The following is an 18,121-nucleotide window of genomic DNA, read 5'->3' on the forward strand; positions in this document are numbered from 1 at the left end:
AAAGTAGTTTTTAATGGGTGAATCAATTTGCTTGTAACAAAACTAATATATTTATTGTAACGGCAAAATTATTTCCCTTTTTTCCTTTATGGGACTCAATTTAATCCGCTTTTTTTCGTTTCTTCTAATTGATTACCTTTATACAATGCATTTTTTTAGATTTTTCTTCCGGTTCCCACAACAAAAGCATGCGAAAGGCTACTTTTTAATGCTGGTATTTCTGTTTTTGTTAGGAAACGTCTCTGCTCAGAAAAATTTCTCTCTTGAAATTCAATCAATCAAAGATGCACAGCTGTTAAAGAAGATTCCCTATAAAAAGCTATTCAGCACGAAAACGGAGCGTGACAAAGAGCTGCAGAATGTATTGTTTGCTTGTTATGATAATGCTTATTTAACGGCAATGTATGATAGTGTAGCAATGGATTCGCTTTCAATGAAGGTGTATTTGAATTTTGGATCCCAGTATAAATGGGCAAGTTTAAAAAAGGGGAATGTGGATGAAGGTGTATTGAGTGAAATCGGTTACCGTGAAAAGTTATACGCAAATAAGCCAATAAATTTTAAAAATGTAAAACGTGTTCAGGAAAAATTAATTACCTACTACGAAAACAATGGTTATCCGTTTGCTTCAGTAAAGCTGGATAGTATTCAAATACATGACGGCAGTATTTCAGCAGTTTTAAAGCTCACTAAAAATGCAGAAATAAAAATTGATAGTATTCTTATTAAAGGTTCAGCGCAAATCTCAGCGGTGTATATCCATAACTATTTGGGAATAAAACCGGGAAGTTTATATGATGAATCACAATTAAAAAAAGTGAATACGCGCATTGCCGAATTGCCTTTTGTTCGTGCGGTTAGCCCTGCCTCCGTTATATTTTCCGATAAAAAGAATAAACTTATTTTAAATCTCGAAAAGAAACGTGCGAGTCAATTTGATGGTGTTGTGGGTATTTTGCCGGATAATATCACGGGTAAAATTTTGTTCACCGGTGATGTGCGATTGAAATTGCAAAACGGGTTGGGTAGAGGCGAACTAATAGATTTGAATTGGAGAAGGTTGCAAACACAAACTCAGGATTTAAAAGCCCGGTTGGTGTATCCGTTTATTCTGCGTACTCCATTTGGTGTGGATTATAATTTTAAATTGTACAAGAGAGATACTACTTTTTTAGATGTCAATCAGAATATTGGTGTTCAGTATTTATTGATTGGAGGGAATTATTTAAAAGTTTTTTATAATAACAAAACTTCCACCTTGCTTTCTACAAAAGGTTTGGAATATGTTACAACATTGCCTACCAATGCAGATGTAAGCACCAATATGTATGGTTTGGGATTGAAATATGAGAAACTGGATTATCGATTGAATCCCCGGAAAGGATTTACAGTATTGGTGAATGCGAGTGCAGGAACAAAAAAAATTAAGGTGAATGATAAACTCAATCCGGTGGTGTATGAGAAATTGAAATTGACATCGGCACAGTATATCGGAGATTTTGAAGGAAATGTGTTTCTGCCAATTGCTGCCAGAAGCACAATGAAAGTAGGTGTTCAAGCTGCATTTATATATGGTGAATCCACGTTTCAAAACGAATTGTTTCGAATAGGAGGTTTAAAAACATTGCGTGGTTTTGATGAAGAATCCATTTATGCTTCTAGCATGTCCATTTTAACATTGGAATACCGATTTATTTTGGAACAAAATTCTTATCTGTATGTGTTTGGAGATGGCGCCTGGTATGAAAACAACGAAGTGAGTCAATATGTAAACGATACTCCTGTTGGTTTCGGAGCGGGTATCAGCTTTGAAACCAAGGCGGGCATATTTTCAATCAATTACGCCCTCGGAAAACAATTTAATAATCCCATTGAACTTCGGAGCGGTAAAATCCATTTTGGTATCGTGAATTATTTCTAGTAATGTCCTCTTTTTCCGAGCACAACCAAGCAAAATATTGCTTAAATTAGCCTTTCATATTTTCAAGTCATTTTATGGAGTTTTTATTTTTGATTTTTGGGCTGATTCTAGGTTTTGGCATTGCTTATTTGTTTTTTAAAGGAAAACAAACGGCCGTTGTCGATACCTCCGTATTGGACTCAAAAGTATTGTCTCTTGAAAAAGATTTGTCATTTTCCGAAAGGGAGAAGCAACGTATTTCTTCAGAAAAGGAGCAATTGAATTCTGAATTGATTCAAGAAAAAGAAAAAGTACTGAAAGCAGAAACCCGAATTGCTAGAGCAGAAGAAATTTTTAAATCTCAGGAAGAAAAATTCAATACATTGAAATCAGAACTGGAAAATGTTCACAAGAAATATTCTACTGAATTTGAAGTCATCGCGAATAAAATTCTAGACGAAAAATCTCAAAAATTTACTGAGCAGAATAAAACCAATATGGATGTTATTCTCAATCCGCTAAAAGAGAACATTAAACGGTTTGAAGAGCAAGTTCAGAAATCCTACAAAACGGAATCGGATGAACGCATCACTCTGAAAACAGAGATTAAAAATTTGGTTGATTTAAATAAACAGATTAGTGAAGAAGCGAATAACCTAACCAAGGCTTTAAAAGGTGAAAACAAAACGCAAGGTAATTGGGGAGAATTGATTCTTGAAAAAGTATTAGAACGTTCCGGATTAGTGAAAGATCAGGAATATCGATTGCAATACAGTACCAACAATGATGATGGAAAACGCATTCAACCGGATGCGGTAATTATGCTTCCCGATAATAAACATATCATTGTTGATGCGAAGGTTTCGTTGATTGCCTATGAAGCACTTGTGAATTCAACTTCTGAAGAACAACGACTAAGTTTCACAAAAGATCACTTGCTATCGGTGCGTACACATGTTAAATCATTGAGTGAAAAAAATTATCCTACCTCATCCGACTTTAATACTCCCGATTTTGTTTTGTTGTTTATTCCTATAGAGTCCTCCTTCAGTGTTGCCGTTCAAGCAGATCAGGAATTATTTAATTTTGCTTGGGATAAAAAAATTGTGATTGTGAGTCCGTCTACCTTATTGGCAACCCTTCGAACAATTGCATCGGTTTGGAAACAGGAGCGTCAAACAAAAAATGCGATTGAAATTGCGAAACAAAGTGGTGCCTTGTATGATAAGTTTGTTGGCTTTGTAGAAGATATGGATAAGATTGGAAAAAGTATTGATGCCTCACATACGGCTTATGAAAATGCGATTAATAAATTACACAAAGGAAGTGGAAATTTAGTGAAGCGAGCACAAGATATTGAAAAGTTGGGTGCAAAAACATCTAAACAAATTGCTTCAAAATATATTGAAAATAACGAAACACCATCACTAACGGAAGGTTCGGATCAATAAAATGAAACAAACGTATTTATATATTTTCTTTTTAAGTGTTATTGTTGCTTGCGGCACAAGTAGAAAAGCGGAGCCAACCACTGCCCCTGCATCCAATTATAAGCATGATAATAATACGATTCATCCTGAATTTACTATTTTTCATGCAAGTGATGACCTTACCGAATTGCATTATAAAATAAACAGTAAAGAATTGTTATATACCCGCCCGGATGGAATTACTTTTTCTTCCAATGTTTTAATCTCTTATCGTTTGTTTAGCAACTTTGATTCAAAAGATGTAATTGATAGTGCTAGCGTTAGATTGGTGGATGTGGGTAACGAAAATGCGAATAAATTTTTTGGTCGGTAAAATGAATGTAAAGGCAGTTACTCCAAGGAGTTATTATTTACGCATAACCATAACGGATTTAAACCGAAATATCAGTGTTGCGAGCGGAATGGAAATTGAAAAAGATAACGATTTAAATCGACAAAATTTTTTGGTGAAATCCAAAGCAACAGAGGCGCCTCTTTTTCATAACTACTTTAAGCTAAATGAAGAACTGGTAATCAGTTACAAAGCAAAAATGGCCGTTACACTTTTTGTAAGATATTACAAGAGAGAATTCCCATTGGCAGCTCCTCCGTTTTCTATTACAGATCCGAAACCTTTTATGTACAAGGCGGACAGTTTGTTTACGATTCAATTGGATCAACAAGGAAATGCAAATTTCTCTACATCAAAAAAAGGATTTTATCATTTTCAATTGGATACTACCAAAAGAATCGGATTGACGCTGTTTAATTTTTCTGAAACATTTCCTGAAATCAAGAAGGCGGAAGATCTTATTCCTCCTTTGCGTTTTATTACTTCCAAACAGGAATACGATGAACTACTTGCTAGCCCTAATCCAAAAGCTGCAGTTGAAAAATTCTGGATGAATTGCACTGGGAACCAAGATAGAGCCAAAGAAATCATTCGTAAATACTATAACCGTGAAAAAGATGCAAACCTGTTTTTTACTTCTTATATCGAAGGATGGAAAACCGATCGAGGAATGATTTATTTGATTTATGGAGCTCCGAATGTGATTTACAGAACGGCTTATGCCGAAACCTGGACATATGGAGAAGTTAATAATATCAATTCGTTGAGCTATTCGTTCTCTAAAGTAGATAATCCGTTTACAGATAATGATTATATATTGGAACGCTCTGCAGTTTATAAACAAAATTGGGGCATCGCTGTGGACATTTGGCGACAAGGCAGAACCTATTTACAAGATTAATACAACAAATTATGCAAACAAAACAACAAAAGAAAGAAGAAGAAAGTTTGATTTTTGGATTACGTCCAATTATTGAATCAATTAATGCCGGGAAAGAAATTGATAAACTGTTAGTGCAAAGTGGATTGAAGGGTGAGTTGGTAAGTCAGTTGATGGGTTTGCTAAAACAACACAATATTCCGTATCAATATGTTCCTGTCGAAAAGTTAAATCGACTAACAGCTAAAAATCATCAAGGTGTTGTTGGATATATTTCATCCATCAGTTATTATAAAATTGCGGATGTTTTACCGGGTGTGTTTGAAGAAGGGAAAGTTCCCTTGTTGCTTATTCTAGATCGTATTACAGATGTGCGGAATTTTGGTGCAATTGCCCGTACTGCTGAATGCTCAGGTGTTCAAGCAATTATTATTCCTGCTCGAGGCAGTGCTCAAATCAATGCAGATGCAATTAAAACGTCTACTGGTGCATTACAAAAAATTCCGGTTTGTAAAGAAGAAAATTTAAAAACTACTATTGATTATTTGAAAGAATGTGGGTTGCAAATTATCGCTTGTACTGAAAAAACAACCGATTATTATTTTCAGATTGACTTTACCGTTCCTACTGCCATCATTATGGGTTCTGAAGAAGATGGAATCTTGAACGAATACCTTCAAAAATCGGACGGTAAAGCAAAAATTCCTTTGATGGGTGAGATTGGTTCGTTAAATGTATCTGTGGCTGCCGGAATTATTTTGTATGAAGCGGTGAGTCAACGTTTAGTTCATTAAGATGAATTTTTCCGATAGAAAATATTTACCCTTCTTCCTTCTGTTCTCTGTCGTGCTCATTTCTCGTCTACCTTTCTTATCAGCTGGATATGGCGTTGAAGAAGATTCTTGGGGGATTGCGTTGGCCGGTGCGCATACTTATTTGACTGGCATTTACGAACCTTCTCGTTTCCCCGGGCATCCTGTCCACGAATTTATTTATTCGGCTTTCCCACTTCATCCTGATTGGTTTTATAATTTTTTTAGCGCATTTTTTAGTGCAGTTGCCGTTATGTTTTTCGCTCTTATATTGAAGCATTTACAATTCAAACATTTTTTTATTGCATCAATGGCTTTTGCATTTACTCCCGTTTTTTACATCAGTTCTACTTATACAATTGATTTTACTTGGACGATTGCTTTTGTTCTTATTAGCTTTTATGCCCTTTTGAAAAATAAGTTTATATTCTGTGGGATATTTCTTGGTTTGGCTATTGGATGCAGAATCACCAGCGGGGCAATGCTCTTGCCTTTTTTAATTATTTTCTGGAAGAAGAATAATCTTAAGCAGAATGTTAGCGTTGCAACAAAGATTTTAATTCCGTTAGTGATTGTTTCGATTGTATCGTATCTGCCCTTGATGATTGAGTTTGGTTCGGAGTTTTTTATGTATTACGATCAGTTTCCATATCCGTCAATGGCAAAAGTGTTTTATAAAATGATTCCCGGAGTGTTTGGCTTTTTGGGAGTAATAGCCATTTCTATTTGTATTGTTTGGATTCTTATTAATCGCAATAAATTAATGAAAGGTGATTTGTTTGAAGGTGGATTAAGCCAAAAAATAGTTGTAAGTTCTTTTGTTGTAATTGTTTTATTTATAATTTCTTATTTCAGATTACCACAAAAATCAGGGTATATGATTACTATTATTCCTTTTGTAATTCTTCTTATGGGGTATTATTTAAATAGTAAGTTGTTTAATTTCCTTTGTTCTGCTTTGATTATTTCTTCATTTCTCTTCAGTGTTAATCTCACAGATAAATTAAGAGGTGCTTCCTATTCACCATTGGCAATAACGTTTAAAGTATCGGGGCAGGAGTTGTTTTTGGATCCCATCTCCGGACCTATATTTTCTGATTATTCAAAAAGATTGCAGAAAATGAAATACACGGATGAAGTATTGGATCAAGTAAATTCAATGAATCCTAATACAGTTGTAATTGCCGGTTGGTGGTACAACGAAATTATGGTAAATCTACTTCCTGACAATGCTGCCAGTGTTATTTTTGTGCCTTACATAAACGAAAAAAAAATGAAGGACTATCTTTCTAAAGGTTATACTATAAAATATTTACCTGAACAAAATATCTACAACGATTTGATGTATAAAATGGACGTGACCAATAAGTTGTCCTCTGAATTTTAGGTTGATAAGTTTTGCATTACAACAAGCAAAAATGTAATTTTTTTGACTAATTTTCGCGTATAATTAATACAGCTAGAAATGCCGACAATTGAACAAACTTATGAAATAAATGCTTCACCTGAAGAAGTGTTTGAAGCATTGGTTAATGCCGATATTATTCAAGATTGGAGCGGTGATGAAGCAAAGATGAGTCCAGAAGTGGGAGCGAAATTTTCACTTTGGGGCGGACAAATGTTTGGAACCAATCTGGAAGTTGTTAAAAATAAAAAATTGGTTCAAGAATGGTGTTACGACCAGTGGGAAGCGCCATCAAAAGTGACCTTTACTTTAAAAGGAAAAGGTAAAAAAACAATCGTAGAGCTCCTGCATGAAGATGTTCCGGAAAAATCGGTTAATAGTATTTCTGATGGTTGGAACGCTTATTATTTAGGCGCTATTCAAGAGATGTTTGATGAAGCAAATCCTTAAGTAATGCAAAAAATAATCTTAGTTTTTCTTGTACTTTCTTTATGTTCTTGTTCAACTACAAAAGTTGAAGTTGCTGATTTTGCTTGGTTGGAAGGCAACTGGACGGGCACGTCAGGTGACTTGCAATTGTTCGAAAAGTGGGAGATGAAGCAGGGAACTGTTTTAAATGGTGAAGGCGGAGGATATGTTGGAAAAGACACCGCATTCTTTGAGTCCGTTAAAATTGAACAACGTGCGGATGCGCTTTTTTATGTTGTGAGTGTAAAAGGGAATAATGAAGTTGTTGATTTTAAGTTTACCGGCTTCAAAAAGGATAGTGCCATTTTTGAAAATCCTCAACATGATTTCCCTAAACGAATTGTTTATTTTAAACTTCCTGATAGTAAAATGTATGCATGTATAGATGGCGTCAGTGAAGGGAAGTATGCGAAAATGGAGTTTTCTTACCAAAGAGCAAAATAGCTGAGATTAGGTTATTTCCCGCTATTTTCTTAAATTTATTAACCAATTTTTTACTCCATGAAAAAAATATATGCAATCGTTAGTGCAGGACTATTCTTATTCTGTTCAACTTCAGTTGTTGCACAATCCTGTCAACAAAAACACGACCCTTCTCATTTTTCTAAATCACATTCGGATGATGTTACCGTGATGGCTTCGAATTTGAGAAGTGATACCATTGATATATTAAACTATACCATTAATTTAAATATCACAGATTTTACCACCAATGTTATTCATGGTAATACAACTGTAAAATTTACTCCGAAATTGAATGGAGTAAATAAGCTGAATTTAGATTTGCTGGAGTTAACGATTGATTCCATTGAAATCGGTGGGGTGAATCTTTCCAGTAGTTATAATGATACGTTGCTGCAAGTGAATTTGCCAACCACTCATAACATCGGAGATACCACTACTGTTGTTGTGTATTACAGAGGAACGCCACAAGGTGATGCATCCGGCTGGGGCGGATTTTATTTTCAAAGTGGTTATGCTTATAATTTAGGTGTTGGCTTTTCTGCACTACCACATGTATACGGAAGAGTTTGGTTTCCTTGTTTCGATAATTTTGTTGAACGTTCCTCATACGAGTTTAATATTACTACGAATTCTGGAAAGATTGCCTATTGCAATGGTTACTTGGCAGGTGATACAACCGATGTTGGAGGTAATCGTACTCGCAAATGGATTATGAATGAGCAAATTCCTACTTATTTAGCTTCGGTTGCCGTTGCAGCATATGCTCAAGTAAATCAAACATATAATGGAATCGCGTCAACTTATCCAATTAATTTAGTTGCAGTTGCTTCGGATACAACGGCAGTGAAAAATTCATTCCTAAACCTTCCTGTGGCGCTATCTACCTATGAAAATCATTTTGGTCCCTATATGTGGAACAGAGTCGGTTATTGCATGGTGCCTTTTAGCTCTGGTGCAATGGAACATGCCACAAATATCTCCTATCCGAAAGCAACGGCCACGGGCTCGTTGACCTATCAAAATTTATATGCTCACGAATTGTCCCACCATTGGTTTGGTGATTTGGCAACTTGTCGCACTGCTGAAGATATGTGGTTGAACGAAGGTTGGGCACATTATTGTGAATTTTTATTTTTCGAAACATTAAACGGATACCCAAACTACCTAACGTATGTAAGAAATAATCACGATGTGAATCTGCAATTCAATACTCCCAAAGAAGGTGTATTAACGTTAGCAAATATCCCCCAAACATATACGTATGGTGATCACGTATATAACAAGGGTGCTGATGTTGCACATACTCTTCGCGGTTACATGGGAGATAGTTTATTTTTCTATTCTGTAAAAACCTATCTGGCAAATAACAATTATAAGGATGTTTCCAGTACTGATTTTATGAATGAACTCACCGCTGCTAGCGGAATGGATATGAGTTACTTTTTTAATGATTGGGTGTTTAATCCCGGATGGCCTCATTTTTCAATTGATTCAACATCGATTGTTCCGAGCGGATCGGATTATTCTGTAACAATCTATGTCAAACAAAAGCTAACCGATGCTCCTGCTTACTATACAAATGTTCCGTTGGAAGTTACTTTCAAAGCTGCAGATTGGACAGAAAATACACAGCAATTTTTAATGTCTGGAGCCAATGCTTCGTTTACCTTCACTGTTCCTTTTAACCCAAAATTTGTAGCTGTAAATAAAGGTGAAAAAATTAGCCATGCCGTTGTTTCTGAATTTAAAACCGTTAAAACGACTGAACGTCAACTTTTGCAAATGCAAAATTTACCTTAAATGTTTTAAGTATTGTTGATTCTGCTTTTATTCGCGTGGAACATAATTTTGCAACACCTGATCCTGCATATGCTATTCCTTATCGTTTGTCGCCTAACCACTATTGGAAAGTGGATGGAATTCTTCCTGCTACTTTTGATGCGAAAGCCACTTTAACATATGATGGACGTACAACGGCTTTTTCAGGTAATTTTTGGTTGGATAACAATTTGGTAACTACCTTTGAAGATAGTTTGGTGTTGCTTTATCGCCCCAATCCATCTATGAATTGGGGTTTGTATCCTTATTATACAAAAAACATGCAGGCAAACAACAATGATAAACGCGGTATCATTACCATTGATTCGTTGCAATTGGGTGAATATGTTTTTGCGATGATGGATTATGCATCGGGAATTCAGAATTATTCCTTTTCCTCAACTGCTAATTCATTGAAAGTGTTTCCGAATCCGGCAAAAGATATCGTAATGGTTGATTTTGTTGCTTCAGGAATAAACCTTTCTGATAATTCATTGTTAGTGATTACAGATGTCTCCGGTAAAATCATTCATAGAGAAAAACTAAATCAACAACAGACAATAGCCATCAATACTTCCACTTTTTCAAATGGATTGTATTTTGTTTCAATTAAAACAAAAGAAGGACTTGTTGCAAAAAATAGATTTATTGTTGCACATTAATTATGGGATACAAGAGTACGCAAGCGTGCATTACAGATTTAGAGAAACATGGGCATCTGATTCGTATTAAAGAAGAAGTTAGTTCCGACTTGGAGATGGCTGCCATTCATCTTCGTGTATTTGAAAACAACGGACCGGCTATTTTATTTGAAAATATTAAGAATTGTAAGTTTCAAGCTGTATCCAATTTATACGGTTCTGTTGAGAGAAGTAAATTTATTTTCAGAGATACAATTGAGAAAATAAAAATACTTATCGATTTAAAAAATAATCCGATGGAAGCGGTTAAGCATCCATTGAAGTACGCGAATGTCGGTTTGACCGCTTTTTCTGCTCTTCCTAAAAGATCGAGATTCTCTAATCCTGTTTTACAAAATCAAACAACCATTTCGGCCTTGCCTCAAATAAAATGTTGGCCCAATGATGGTGGAGCTTTTGTTACACTTCCATTGGTTTATTCTGAGGATATTGATAAACCCGGTGTGATGCATTCAAATTTAGGAATGTATCGAATTCAGTTAAGTGGTAATGAATATGTAAAGGATAAAGAGATTGGTTTGCATTACCAGTTGCATCGTGGCATTGGAGTGCATCAAACAAAATCGAATGCAAAAAATAAACCTTTAAAAGTAAGCATCTTTGTTGGCGGTCCACCTTCACTCACACTCGGAGCGGTGATGCCTCTTCCGGAAGGAATGAGTGAACTCACCTTTGCAGGTGCGCTGGGAAACCGCAGAATCCGATATACATATGACGATGATTTTTGTATCGCTTCTGATGCCGATTTTGTAATTACAGGTGAAGTGTACCCGAATCAAAATAAGCCGGAAGGACCTTTTGGAGATCATTTGGGATATTATAGCTTAAAGCATGATTTCCCATTGATGCGCGTTCACAAAGTGTATCACCGTAACAATGCCATTTGGCCTTTTACGGTTGTTGGTCGTCCGCCTCAAGAAGATACCAGCTTCGGTGCCTTGATTCATGAGATTACCGGAAATGCAATTCCGAACGAAATTCCAGGATTAAAAGATGTTCACGCGGTTGATGCTTCCGGTGTTCATCCTTTGTTGTTGGCTATTGGAAGCGAGCGTTACACTCCTTATACTAATGAGCGTAAACCACAGGAAATTTTAACCATTGCGAATCATATCCTTGGCAAAGGACAATTAAGTTTAGCGAAATATTTATTCATCATTGCCGGTGAAGATAATCCGAAATTGACAACACATGATGTTGCGGATTATTTCAAACATGTGTTGGAGCGGGTTGATTGGACAAGAGATTTACATTTTCATACACGTACTTCTATTGATACATTGGATTATAGCGGTGATGGATTAAATAGTGGTAGCAAAGTGGTGGTTGCTGCTGCCGGAGAAAAGAAAAGAGAATTGGCGACAAGTTTGCCGGAACTGAATTTGCCAGATGGTTTCAAAAATCCTAAAGTAGTTATGCCTGGAGTTATTGCGATCCAAGCTGAAAAATTTGTGGATGCATCAATTACTAATAAAAATGTTTTGCAACTCACTTCTCACCTCTTAAACCTTACCTCTTTTCCTTTAATAATTGTTTGTGACGATTCTGATTTCGTTTCGAAAAATTTAAATAATTTCCTTTGGGCCACCTTTACAAGAAGTAACCCTTCGCACGATATGTATGGGGTAGATAGTTTTGTGGAAAATAAACATTGGGGTTGTAGAGGCTCGTTGATTATTGATGCAAGAATAAAACCGCATCATGCACCTCCATTAATCAAAGATCCGGAAATTGAAAAACGTGTGGATGCCTTAGGCGTTAAAGGAAGATCGTTGCATGGAATTATTTAGAAACTACTTTGCTCCAGTCGCATTTGTATTGATGTAATCTTCCAGTTTTCCTTCATCTTCCATCGGAACTATTTTTTTCTTGGCATTGCAATGTTCTTTTAGCTTTTCAGCACCTCGAATTTGAGGCTTCGTTAATTTTTTCTTCAAATAAATATCTACAATGTCGATTGCCTCTTCAAATTTATCGTTGTAGTGATAGGCCAATGCAACATAATATTCAATGTCCTCCGCACTTTTATTATTTTTATAAACATCTAAGAGTAGCGATAATCCGCGCGCATATTCTTCCGGTTTAACCAACGAGCAAATTCCTACCATGTATTTTAAACGATAATCTTGCGGATGATTGGTAAGTAAATGATTTAAGAAAGGATAGGCCATCATAAAATTCAAATCATCAAACATGTCTTGAGCCACAGTTAATGTGTCAATTTCTGAAGGTCTCCATTTTTCCAATTTGTCAGGAGATTGCGAATAACTATTTGATATGGTCAATACCAAAAGGAGTAGGGTCAATTTGATTCTCATAGCGCAAGGAATTAGGATATCAATCTGTTAAATGTAAAGAAAATTTTAGTCAATAAAAAGACTTCAAATTTTTTGAATAATCAGATGATGCACGATAAGGTTCTCGTTTTTGGCAACGTGTGCTGATGAGGGGGATTTCTAAAATGCGGTATCGTCCTTACTTTTTCAGAATCATTATTTCTACCCTGCGATTTTGTTTTCGGCCTTCTTCTGTTGCATCGGAAGCAACCGGATTGTTCCAGCTATGTCCGGCATATTTTAAACGCTTTTCTTTTATTCCATTCGTTACCAGATATTCCATCACCGTTAATGCTCTGTCAACGGATAATGCCATGTCATTCGCACAGCAAACATGTCCTTCAATTTCGATTTCTATTGTTGGATTTTCTTTCAATAATTTTAAAAGCAGTTTCAACGAGGGTTCCGATTCTTTCAATAGGGTAGACGTGCCTCCCACAAAGTTTAAATTTTTTAAAACAAGTATTTTGCCTATTTCTAAGTCTTCCGCTTTGCTGACATCATCTAATAGGGTTGGAGTTTCTGTTTGAGTGGTGGGAACAATAATTGGAGGTTCCGGTTCTATTATTTTTTTGACAACAACTGGCGGTGGTTCAGTAACTCTTACGATTATTTCTGCTCTTCTGTTTTTTGATTTGCCGCTTTCTGTTGAATTGTCAGCAATGGGATTTGTATCTGAGTGGCCTTTAAATGTAGTTGTACCATTCAGGTTTTTAATTTTGAAATAATCAAAGATGCTTTGGGCTCGCTGGTCAGAAAGAATTTGATTGGAAGTGGTAGTTCCTGTATTATCGCAATAAGCATGAATGTCTATTTTGTAATTGTTTTTGTCTTTTAAAAACGATACAAGTGAATCCAGCATTTTTATGGAAGTTGGCTTTAAATCGCTTTTATTGGAATCAAAAAATACGGTTGAAGTTGTTTGAGCGGATACAATTAGTATGTTGAAAATCGTGAATAGTAGAATGAAGACTTTTTTCATATTAGATTTTATACATATAACGTGGAAAGCATGAAATAGATACAAATAAAAAACCCCGAAGTGAATTCGGGGTTTCTTTTTTATGCTTTTGTTGCAGCTTCTGCAGCAGCAATTTTCTTTTTGATGCCTTCGGTTGTAATGGAACCTGGACGCTCGATTGGATGACCCAATGCTCTGTCCCAAATCAAGGAGGCTAATACACCTAACGCGCGTGACACACCGAACAATACGGTGTAAAATTCGTGTTCAACCATTCCGTAATGTGTTAACAATACGCCTGAATGAGAATCCACATTTGGCCAAGGATTTTTAATTTTTCCGGTGCCCTCTAAAATCGGAGGTGCAACTTTGTATACCATCTGTACGATTTCACATAAGTCGTCAGCACCTTGCGGTTTAATGTAACGCAAGTAGAAATCTTGTTGAGCGGTAAAGCGTGGATCTGTTTTACGCAATACTGCGTGTCCGTATCCCGGAACCACTTTCCCGTCAGCCAATGTTTTCTTGATGTAATCTTCAATTTGTTTTTCCGTTGGTAATCCGCCACCTAATTCTTCGCGCAATTCTAAAATCCAACTCAATACTTCTTGGTTTGCTAATCCGTGTAACGGGCCAGCTAATCCATTCATTCCGGCAGCAAATGCCAAATACGGATCGCTTAATGCAGAACCAACTAAATGTGTAGTATGTGCAGAAACATTTCCTCCCTCATGATCTACGTGGATGGTCATGTACATACGCATCAAACGTTTCATGTCGAATGATTCGTAACCTAGCATGTGTGCAAGGTTTGCTGCCCAATCCAATTTTGGATCCGGTTCAATATGTTCTCCGTTTTTATATTTTCTACGATAGATATATGCCGCAATACGTGGTAAGCGGGCAATTAAATTCATAGAATCTTCGTAGGTATAATCCCAATAATCTTTTTTGCTGATCCCTTTTTTGTATGCTGCTGCAAAAACGGATTCTGTTTGCATGGCCATAATTGCCATTACAAATTGTGTCATCGGATGGGTGGATGCCGGCATTTTGTCCAATACATCAAATACATGTTTTGGAACAATTGCTCTGCGTGCCCACATATTTCCCATACTCAAAACATCTTCTTGAGTCGGTAATTCACCAAGCAACATCAAATAGAAAATCCCTTCCGGCAATGGTTCTGTTCCACCCGGAGCTTTTGGAAGTTTTTCACGCAATTCAGGAATGGTATATCCACGAAAGCGAATACCCTCTTCCGGATCAAGTTTAGAAGTTTCGGTTACTAAACCTACTATTCCTTTCATCCCTTGGTATACTTGAGCGACAGTATATTCGCCCAACTTAACATCACCTTTTTCTTTGATGATTTTTTTTACCTCAGCAGCCATTGGGCCTGCTTTTTCAGCAAATTTTTCTTTTAATGAATCCATAATTTTAATGAATTATATCCGTGCAATTCTTATTCCCGAAAGATAAAAGGATTTTATGAGATTAAAAACAATCTTACATAAAATTTATATGAAATCCTCATTCCCCTCTCCTTGAAAAAGGAAAGGGGGGGTGAGGCTCTATCTATTCTTTACATATTTAAAGTCTTTCCCTAAATACCGTGCTGCTTCTCCCAACTGCTCTTCAATACGCAACAATTGGTTGTATTTTGCGATTCTATCGGTACGGGAAGCCGAACCAGTCTTGATTTGGCCACAATTTAATGCAACCGCCAAATCTGCAATGGTTGTATCTTCTGTTTCCCCCGAACGGTGGCTCATTACTGAAGTATAAGAGTTGTTTTGAGCCAATTGAACCGCATCAATGGTTTCTGATAAAGAACCAATTTGGTTTACCTTTACTAGAATGGAATTAGCAATTTTTTCGTCAATTCCCTTTTGTAAACGCTTTACATTGGTCACAAACAAATCATCACCTACCAGTTGGGTTTTACTTCCAATTTTATCACTTAACAGTTTCCAGCCTTTCCAATCGTCTTCCGCCAATCCATCTTCAATCGATAAAATAGGGTATTTTTTTGTCCAATCTGCCCAATAATCAACCATTTCTGCCGGAGTGAGCTTGTTTCCGTTGGATTTTTTGAAGTGGTATACATTTTCTTTTTCAATGTAAAATTCAGATGCAGCAGCATCCATTGAAATGTAAATATCTTCCCCCGGTTTATATCCGCCATTTTCAATTGCTTTTAAAACACATTCAATAGCTTCTTCGTTGGATTTTAAATTCGGAGCAAAACCGCCTTCGTCACCCACATTGGTAGAATATCCTTTGTCTTTTAGCACCTTTTTTAGGTGGTGAAACACTTCTGTTCCCATGCGGATGGCGTCTGTAAAGCTGGTGGCACCAACCGGCATAATCATAAATTCTTGAAAGTCGATGCTGTTATCAGCATGTGAACCGCCATTGATGATGTTCATCATTGGGATGGGCAATAAATTGGCATTTACCCCGCCAATGTATCTGTATAAAGGCTGACGAGCTTCTTCAGCAGCAGCTTTCGCGCATGCCAAGGAAACACCTAAAATCGCATTCGCACCCAAACTTCCTTTGTTATCAGTGCCATCCAAGGCAATCATTTTTTTGTCGATAGCATTTTGGTCGAAAATATACATGCCGTTTAATTCCTCTCGGATAACGGTATTTACATTGTTAACGGCCTTCAATACGCCTTTTCCTAAATAATATCCTTTGTCGCCATCACGCAATTCAACAGCTTCGTGCACTCCAGTTGAGGCTCCGGAAGGAACGGCTGCACGACCCATGATTCCTTGGTCCGTAATTACATCTACTTCTATTGTTGGATTACCACGTGAATCCAATATTTGACGAGCTTGTACGCTTGCTATAAAACCCATAATGATTGTTTATTTATATTGTTAAATTGAAAGAGTTGACATGCTGGAAATAACGCCCCAAAAGTAGAAATAAAACCAGATAGGAAAGTCGGTTTTTATAAACAATTCGTTAATATTTGTCAAAAAATCGTTTTTTGAAATCAGGAGTAAATTACCCAATGCTGTATCTTTTAGCGAACAACAGCATTATCAAGATGAATCCCCGGGAATATGAACAAAATTTTAGTTTTTGCTTTGACAGGCTTTTTGCTGTTGTGGAATACAACATTCTCGCAAGAGCAAACAAAGCGTGGAACGATTAAAGTGAAAAAAGTAGTCCCGAAAAAATATCTTATTTCGAAGGCGACTACCATAGAAGTAAAACCTCAACTGCGTGTTTTTCGTGTGCGTGCGTATAATTATAATTTTAAAGAGTATTTCCCTAAGGCGTATAACTCAAATCTGTTTCCGTTGATGTTTAATTATGGAGGGCTGGTGTTGACAAACGAGAAAATGGAGTCAACTGGCTACAGGATTATCAGTTATGAATATGAAATTTTTAAGTCGCAAGTGCAATGTTCAAAAGGCGATGTCAAAAGTTTTAATTTAAATCAGCCATTACGAGAATTGTCACACATGATGATTGGCTCGTCCATCTGGATAAAAAAGCTCGTTTATATCGATAGCGAAGGCGTTATTCATGAAAATGAAATTCCGGAATTTAAAATCGAAAAAGTAAAGTAGAATTATTTATTTTCAGAGGAAGGCTTTTGAGCACGCATGTATAGCTGGTCGCCTACTTTGGGCTCTTCACCCGGCTTCATGTTGTTTTTCTTATACAGTTTTTTTAATTTGATTCCATGCAACTGAGAAATGGATTTCATGGTTTCGCCTTTTTTTACTGTATGAAAAGGTTCTTTGGCTTTGTTGCGTTTCGGTTGAAGATATAATTTTTGTCCTGCAATAAGTTTTGCATCCGGTTCCAAATCATTGAATTTATAAAGTTGCCAAAGATCTTTATCAGTATCTACTGCAATTTTATAAAATGAATCTCCCGGTTTAACGATGATGTATTTAATAAATCGGAAACGCAAAATTTCCCTCGCTTCCATCGTTTCCGGATGATGTGGTTTGTCGGCCGCTACCGTAATGTTGGGTAATTCGTCTACTTTGTCATATTGGTAAAGTTTATAGGTTTCTATGATTTCCAATAAGCGTTGTGTGTATTTTGGGTCGGTTGCATAGCCGGCTTCTTTCAATCCTTTTGCCCAGCCTTTGTAATCGGTTCTTTTTAATTCGAACAAGGCGGCATAACGACTACGTGATTTTAAAAAGTTGGAATGGTCGTTATACGAATCTAATACGGATGGATATTTTCTAAAACATTCGTCTTTCGCATCATCATCTTTTGTAAACGTTGGTCCGTCCCATCCTTTATGACATTTAATTCCAAAATGATTGTTGGCATATACCGCCAAGTCACTGTTTCCATTGCCACTTTCCAACATTCCTTGAGCAAGTGTGATGCTGGCAGGAATGTTATTCATCAACATTTCTTTGATGGCTTCGTCCTTGAAATTTTCAATGTATTGAGCGGAAGTCATTTTATGTTCAGCGGGCTGTGCATAAATTGCCGTGGTAAGAAGTAGGAATAAAATGAATATGGATAGGCGTTTTAGCATTGATTCAAAAATACGAATTATTC

General features: G+C 36.5%; 17 protein-coding genes. 12 read left to right on the plus strand and 5 right to left on the minus strand.

Annotated features, from left to right (window positions below; genetic code table 11):
* Positions 1-208 precede the first annotated feature (208 nt).
* The 11 genes from IPP64_03285 (at position 209) to IPP64_03335 (ending at position 12,060) form a co-directional block, all read left to right on the plus strand.
* Positions 209-1,921, plus strand: coding sequence for a BamA/TamA family outer membrane protein (locus IPP64_03285; GenBank protein ID MBL0328449.1), 1,713 nt, complete (start codon positions 209-211; stop codon positions 1,919-1,921).
* Positions 1,922-1,995: 74 nt separating this feature from the next.
* Positions 1,996-3,351 carry a DNA recombination protein RmuC gene (gene rmuC / locus IPP64_03290; protein ID MBL0328450.1) on the plus strand — a complete coding sequence of 452 codons (1,356 nt, stop codon included), beginning with the start codon at positions 1,996-1,998 and terminating at the stop codon, positions 3,349-3,351.
* Between the two features lies 1 nt (position 3,352).
* On the plus strand, positions 3,353-3,703 hold the full coding sequence (locus IPP64_03295) for a hypothetical protein (GenBank protein ID MBL0328451.1): 351 nt from the start codon (positions 3,353-3,355) through the stop codon (positions 3,701-3,703).
* Positions 3,678-4,622, plus strand: coding sequence for a GWxTD domain-containing protein (locus IPP64_03300; GenBank protein ID MBL0328452.1), 945 nt, complete (start codon positions 3,678-3,680; stop codon positions 4,620-4,622). Before IPP64_03295 ends, IPP64_03300 begins: the two co-directional genes overlap by 26 nt.
* Positions 4,623-4,633: 11 nt before the next feature.
* Positions 4,634-5,395: a 23S rRNA (guanosine(2251)-2'-O)-methyltransferase RlmB gene (gene rlmB / locus IPP64_03305; GenBank protein MBL0328453.1), complete on the plus strand. Its 762-nt coding sequence runs from the start codon at positions 4,634-4,636 to the stop codon at positions 5,393-5,395.
* A gap of 1 nt (position 5,396) precedes the next feature.
* On the plus strand, positions 5,397-6,800 hold the full coding sequence (locus IPP64_03310) for a hypothetical protein (GenBank protein MBL0328454.1): 1,404 nt from the start codon (positions 5,397-5,399) through the stop codon (positions 6,798-6,800).
* Between the two features lie 78 nt (positions 6,801-6,878).
* A complete protein-coding gene (locus tag IPP64_03315) occupies positions 6,879-7,268 on the plus strand; it encodes an SRPBCC domain-containing protein (GenBank protein MBL0328455.1) in 390 nt (129 codons plus the stop codon).
* A 3-nt stretch (positions 7,269-7,271) separates the two neighbouring features.
* Positions 7,272-7,730, plus strand: a complete 459-nt coding sequence (locus IPP64_03320) for a hypothetical protein (protein ID MBL0328456.1) — start codon at positions 7,272-7,274, stop codon at positions 7,728-7,730.
* 57 nt (positions 7,731-7,787) lie between these two features.
* Positions 7,788-9,551, plus strand: coding sequence for a M1 family metallopeptidase (locus IPP64_03325; protein MBL0328457.1), 1,764 nt, complete (start codon positions 7,788-7,790; stop codon positions 9,549-9,551).
* Positions 9,552-9,586: 35 nt separating this feature from the next.
* Complete coding sequence (locus IPP64_03330) at positions 9,587-10,231, plus strand: T9SS type A sorting domain-containing protein (protein MBL0328458.1); 645 nt, start codon at positions 9,587-9,589, stop codon at positions 10,229-10,231.
* Positions 10,232-10,233: 2 nt separating this feature from the next.
* Positions 10,234-12,060 (plus strand): UbiD family decarboxylase, encoded by a 1,827-nt coding sequence (locus IPP64_03335; protein MBL0328459.1) that lies wholly within the window; start codon positions 10,234-10,236, stop codon positions 12,058-12,060.
* Between the two features lie 3 nt (positions 12,061-12,063).
* On the opposite strand, the gene IPP64_03340 is transcribed toward IPP64_03335, so the two are convergent.
* The 4 genes from IPP64_03340 to eno form a co-directional block, all read right to left on the minus strand.
* The gene (locus tag IPP64_03340; protein MBL0328460.1) at positions 12,064-12,588 is read right to left on the minus strand and encodes a hypothetical protein; all 525 of its coding nucleotides are present in this window, start codon (positions 12,586-12,588) and stop codon (positions 12,064-12,066) included.
* A 157-nt stretch (positions 12,589-12,745) separates the two neighbouring features.
* Complete coding sequence (locus tag IPP64_03345; GenBank protein ID MBL0328461.1) at positions 12,746-13,588, minus strand: OmpA family protein; 843 nt, start codon at positions 13,586-13,588, stop codon at positions 12,746-12,748.
* An 80-nt stretch (positions 13,589-13,668) separates the two neighbouring features.
* A complete protein-coding gene (locus IPP64_03350) occupies positions 13,669-15,003 on the minus strand; it encodes a citrate (Si)-synthase, eukaryotic (GenBank protein MBL0328462.1) in 1,335 nt (444 codons plus the stop codon).
* 138 nt (positions 15,004-15,141) lie between these two features.
* A complete protein-coding gene (eno, locus tag IPP64_03355; protein ID MBL0328463.1) occupies positions 15,142-16,437 on the minus strand; it encodes a phosphopyruvate hydratase in 1,296 nt (431 codons plus the stop codon).
* A 210-nt stretch (positions 16,438-16,647) separates the two neighbouring features.
* Between eno and IPP64_03360 the strand changes: the two genes are divergently transcribed.
* Positions 16,648-17,160: a hypothetical protein gene (locus IPP64_03360; protein MBL0328464.1), complete on the plus strand. Its 513-nt coding sequence runs from the start codon at positions 16,648-16,650 to the stop codon at positions 17,158-17,160.
* A 2-nt stretch (positions 17,161-17,162) separates the two neighbouring features.
* Here the strand turns inward: IPP64_03360 and IPP64_03365 are convergent, their stop codons facing one another.
* Positions 17,163-18,098 (minus strand): glucosaminidase domain-containing protein, encoded by a 936-nt coding sequence (locus IPP64_03365; GenBank protein MBL0328465.1) that lies wholly within the window; start codon positions 18,096-18,098, stop codon positions 17,163-17,165.
* Positions 18,099-18,121: the final 23 nt, after the last annotated feature.

Source organism: Bacteroidota bacterium, from assembly GCA_016722565.1.
GTDB lineage: Bacteria > Bacteroidota > Bacteroidia > 2-12-FULL-35-15 > 2-12-FULL-35-15 > 2-12-FULL-35-15.

Excerpts from the sequence above, each read along its gene's own strand:
- IPP64_03285 (MBL0328449.1), top strand. The coding sequence starts at position 209 with ATGCTGGTATTTCTGTTTTTGTTAGGAAACGTCTCTGCTCAGAAAAAT.
- rmuC (MBL0328450.1), top strand. The coding sequence starts at position 1,996 with ATGGAGTTTTTATTTTTGATTTTTGGGCTGATTCTAGGTTTTGGCATT.
- IPP64_03295 (MBL0328451.1), top strand. The coding sequence starts at position 3,353 with ATGAAACAAACGTATTTATATATTTTCTTTTTAAGTGTTATTGTTGCT.
- IPP64_03300 (MBL0328452.1), top strand. The coding sequence starts at position 3,678 with ATGCGAATAAATTTTTTGGTCGGTAAAATGAATGTAAAGGCAGTTACT.
- rlmB (MBL0328453.1), top strand. The coding sequence starts at position 4,634 with ATGCAAACAAAACAACAAAAGAAAGAAGAAGAAAGTTTGATTTTTGGA.
- IPP64_03310 (MBL0328454.1), top strand. The coding sequence starts at position 5,397 with ATGAATTTTTCCGATAGAAAATATTTACCCTTCTTCCTTCTGTTCTCT.
- IPP64_03315 (MBL0328455.1), top strand. The coding sequence starts at position 6,879 with ATGCCGACAATTGAACAAACTTATGAAATAAATGCTTCACCTGAAGAA.
- IPP64_03320 (MBL0328456.1), top strand. The coding sequence starts at position 7,272 with ATGCAAAAAATAATCTTAGTTTTTCTTGTACTTTCTTTATGTTCTTGT.
- IPP64_03325 (MBL0328457.1), top strand. The coding sequence starts at position 7,788 with ATGAAAAAAATATATGCAATCGTTAGTGCAGGACTATTCTTATTCTGT.
- IPP64_03335 (MBL0328459.1), top strand. The coding sequence starts at position 10,234 with ATGGGATACAAGAGTACGCAAGCGTGCATTACAGATTTAGAGAAACAT.
- IPP64_03340 (MBL0328460.1), bottom strand. The coding sequence starts at position 12,588 with ATGAGAATCAAATTGACCCTACTCCTTTTGGTATTGACCATATCAAAT.
- IPP64_03345 (MBL0328461.1), bottom strand. The coding sequence starts at position 13,588 with ATGAAAAAAGTCTTCATTCTACTATTCACGATTTTCAACATACTAATT.
- IPP64_03350 (MBL0328462.1), bottom strand. The coding sequence starts at position 15,003 with ATGGATTCATTAAAAGAAAAATTTGCTGAAAAAGCAGGCCCAATGGCT.
- eno (MBL0328463.1), bottom strand. The coding sequence starts at position 16,437 with ATGGGTTTTATAGCAAGCGTACAAGCTCGTCAAATATTGGATTCACGT.
- IPP64_03360 (MBL0328464.1), top strand. The coding sequence starts at position 16,648 with ATGAACAAAATTTTAGTTTTTGCTTTGACAGGCTTTTTGCTGTTGTGG.
- IPP64_03365 (MBL0328465.1), bottom strand. The coding sequence starts at position 18,098 with ATGCTAAAACGCCTATCCATATTCATTTTATTCCTACTTCTTACCACG.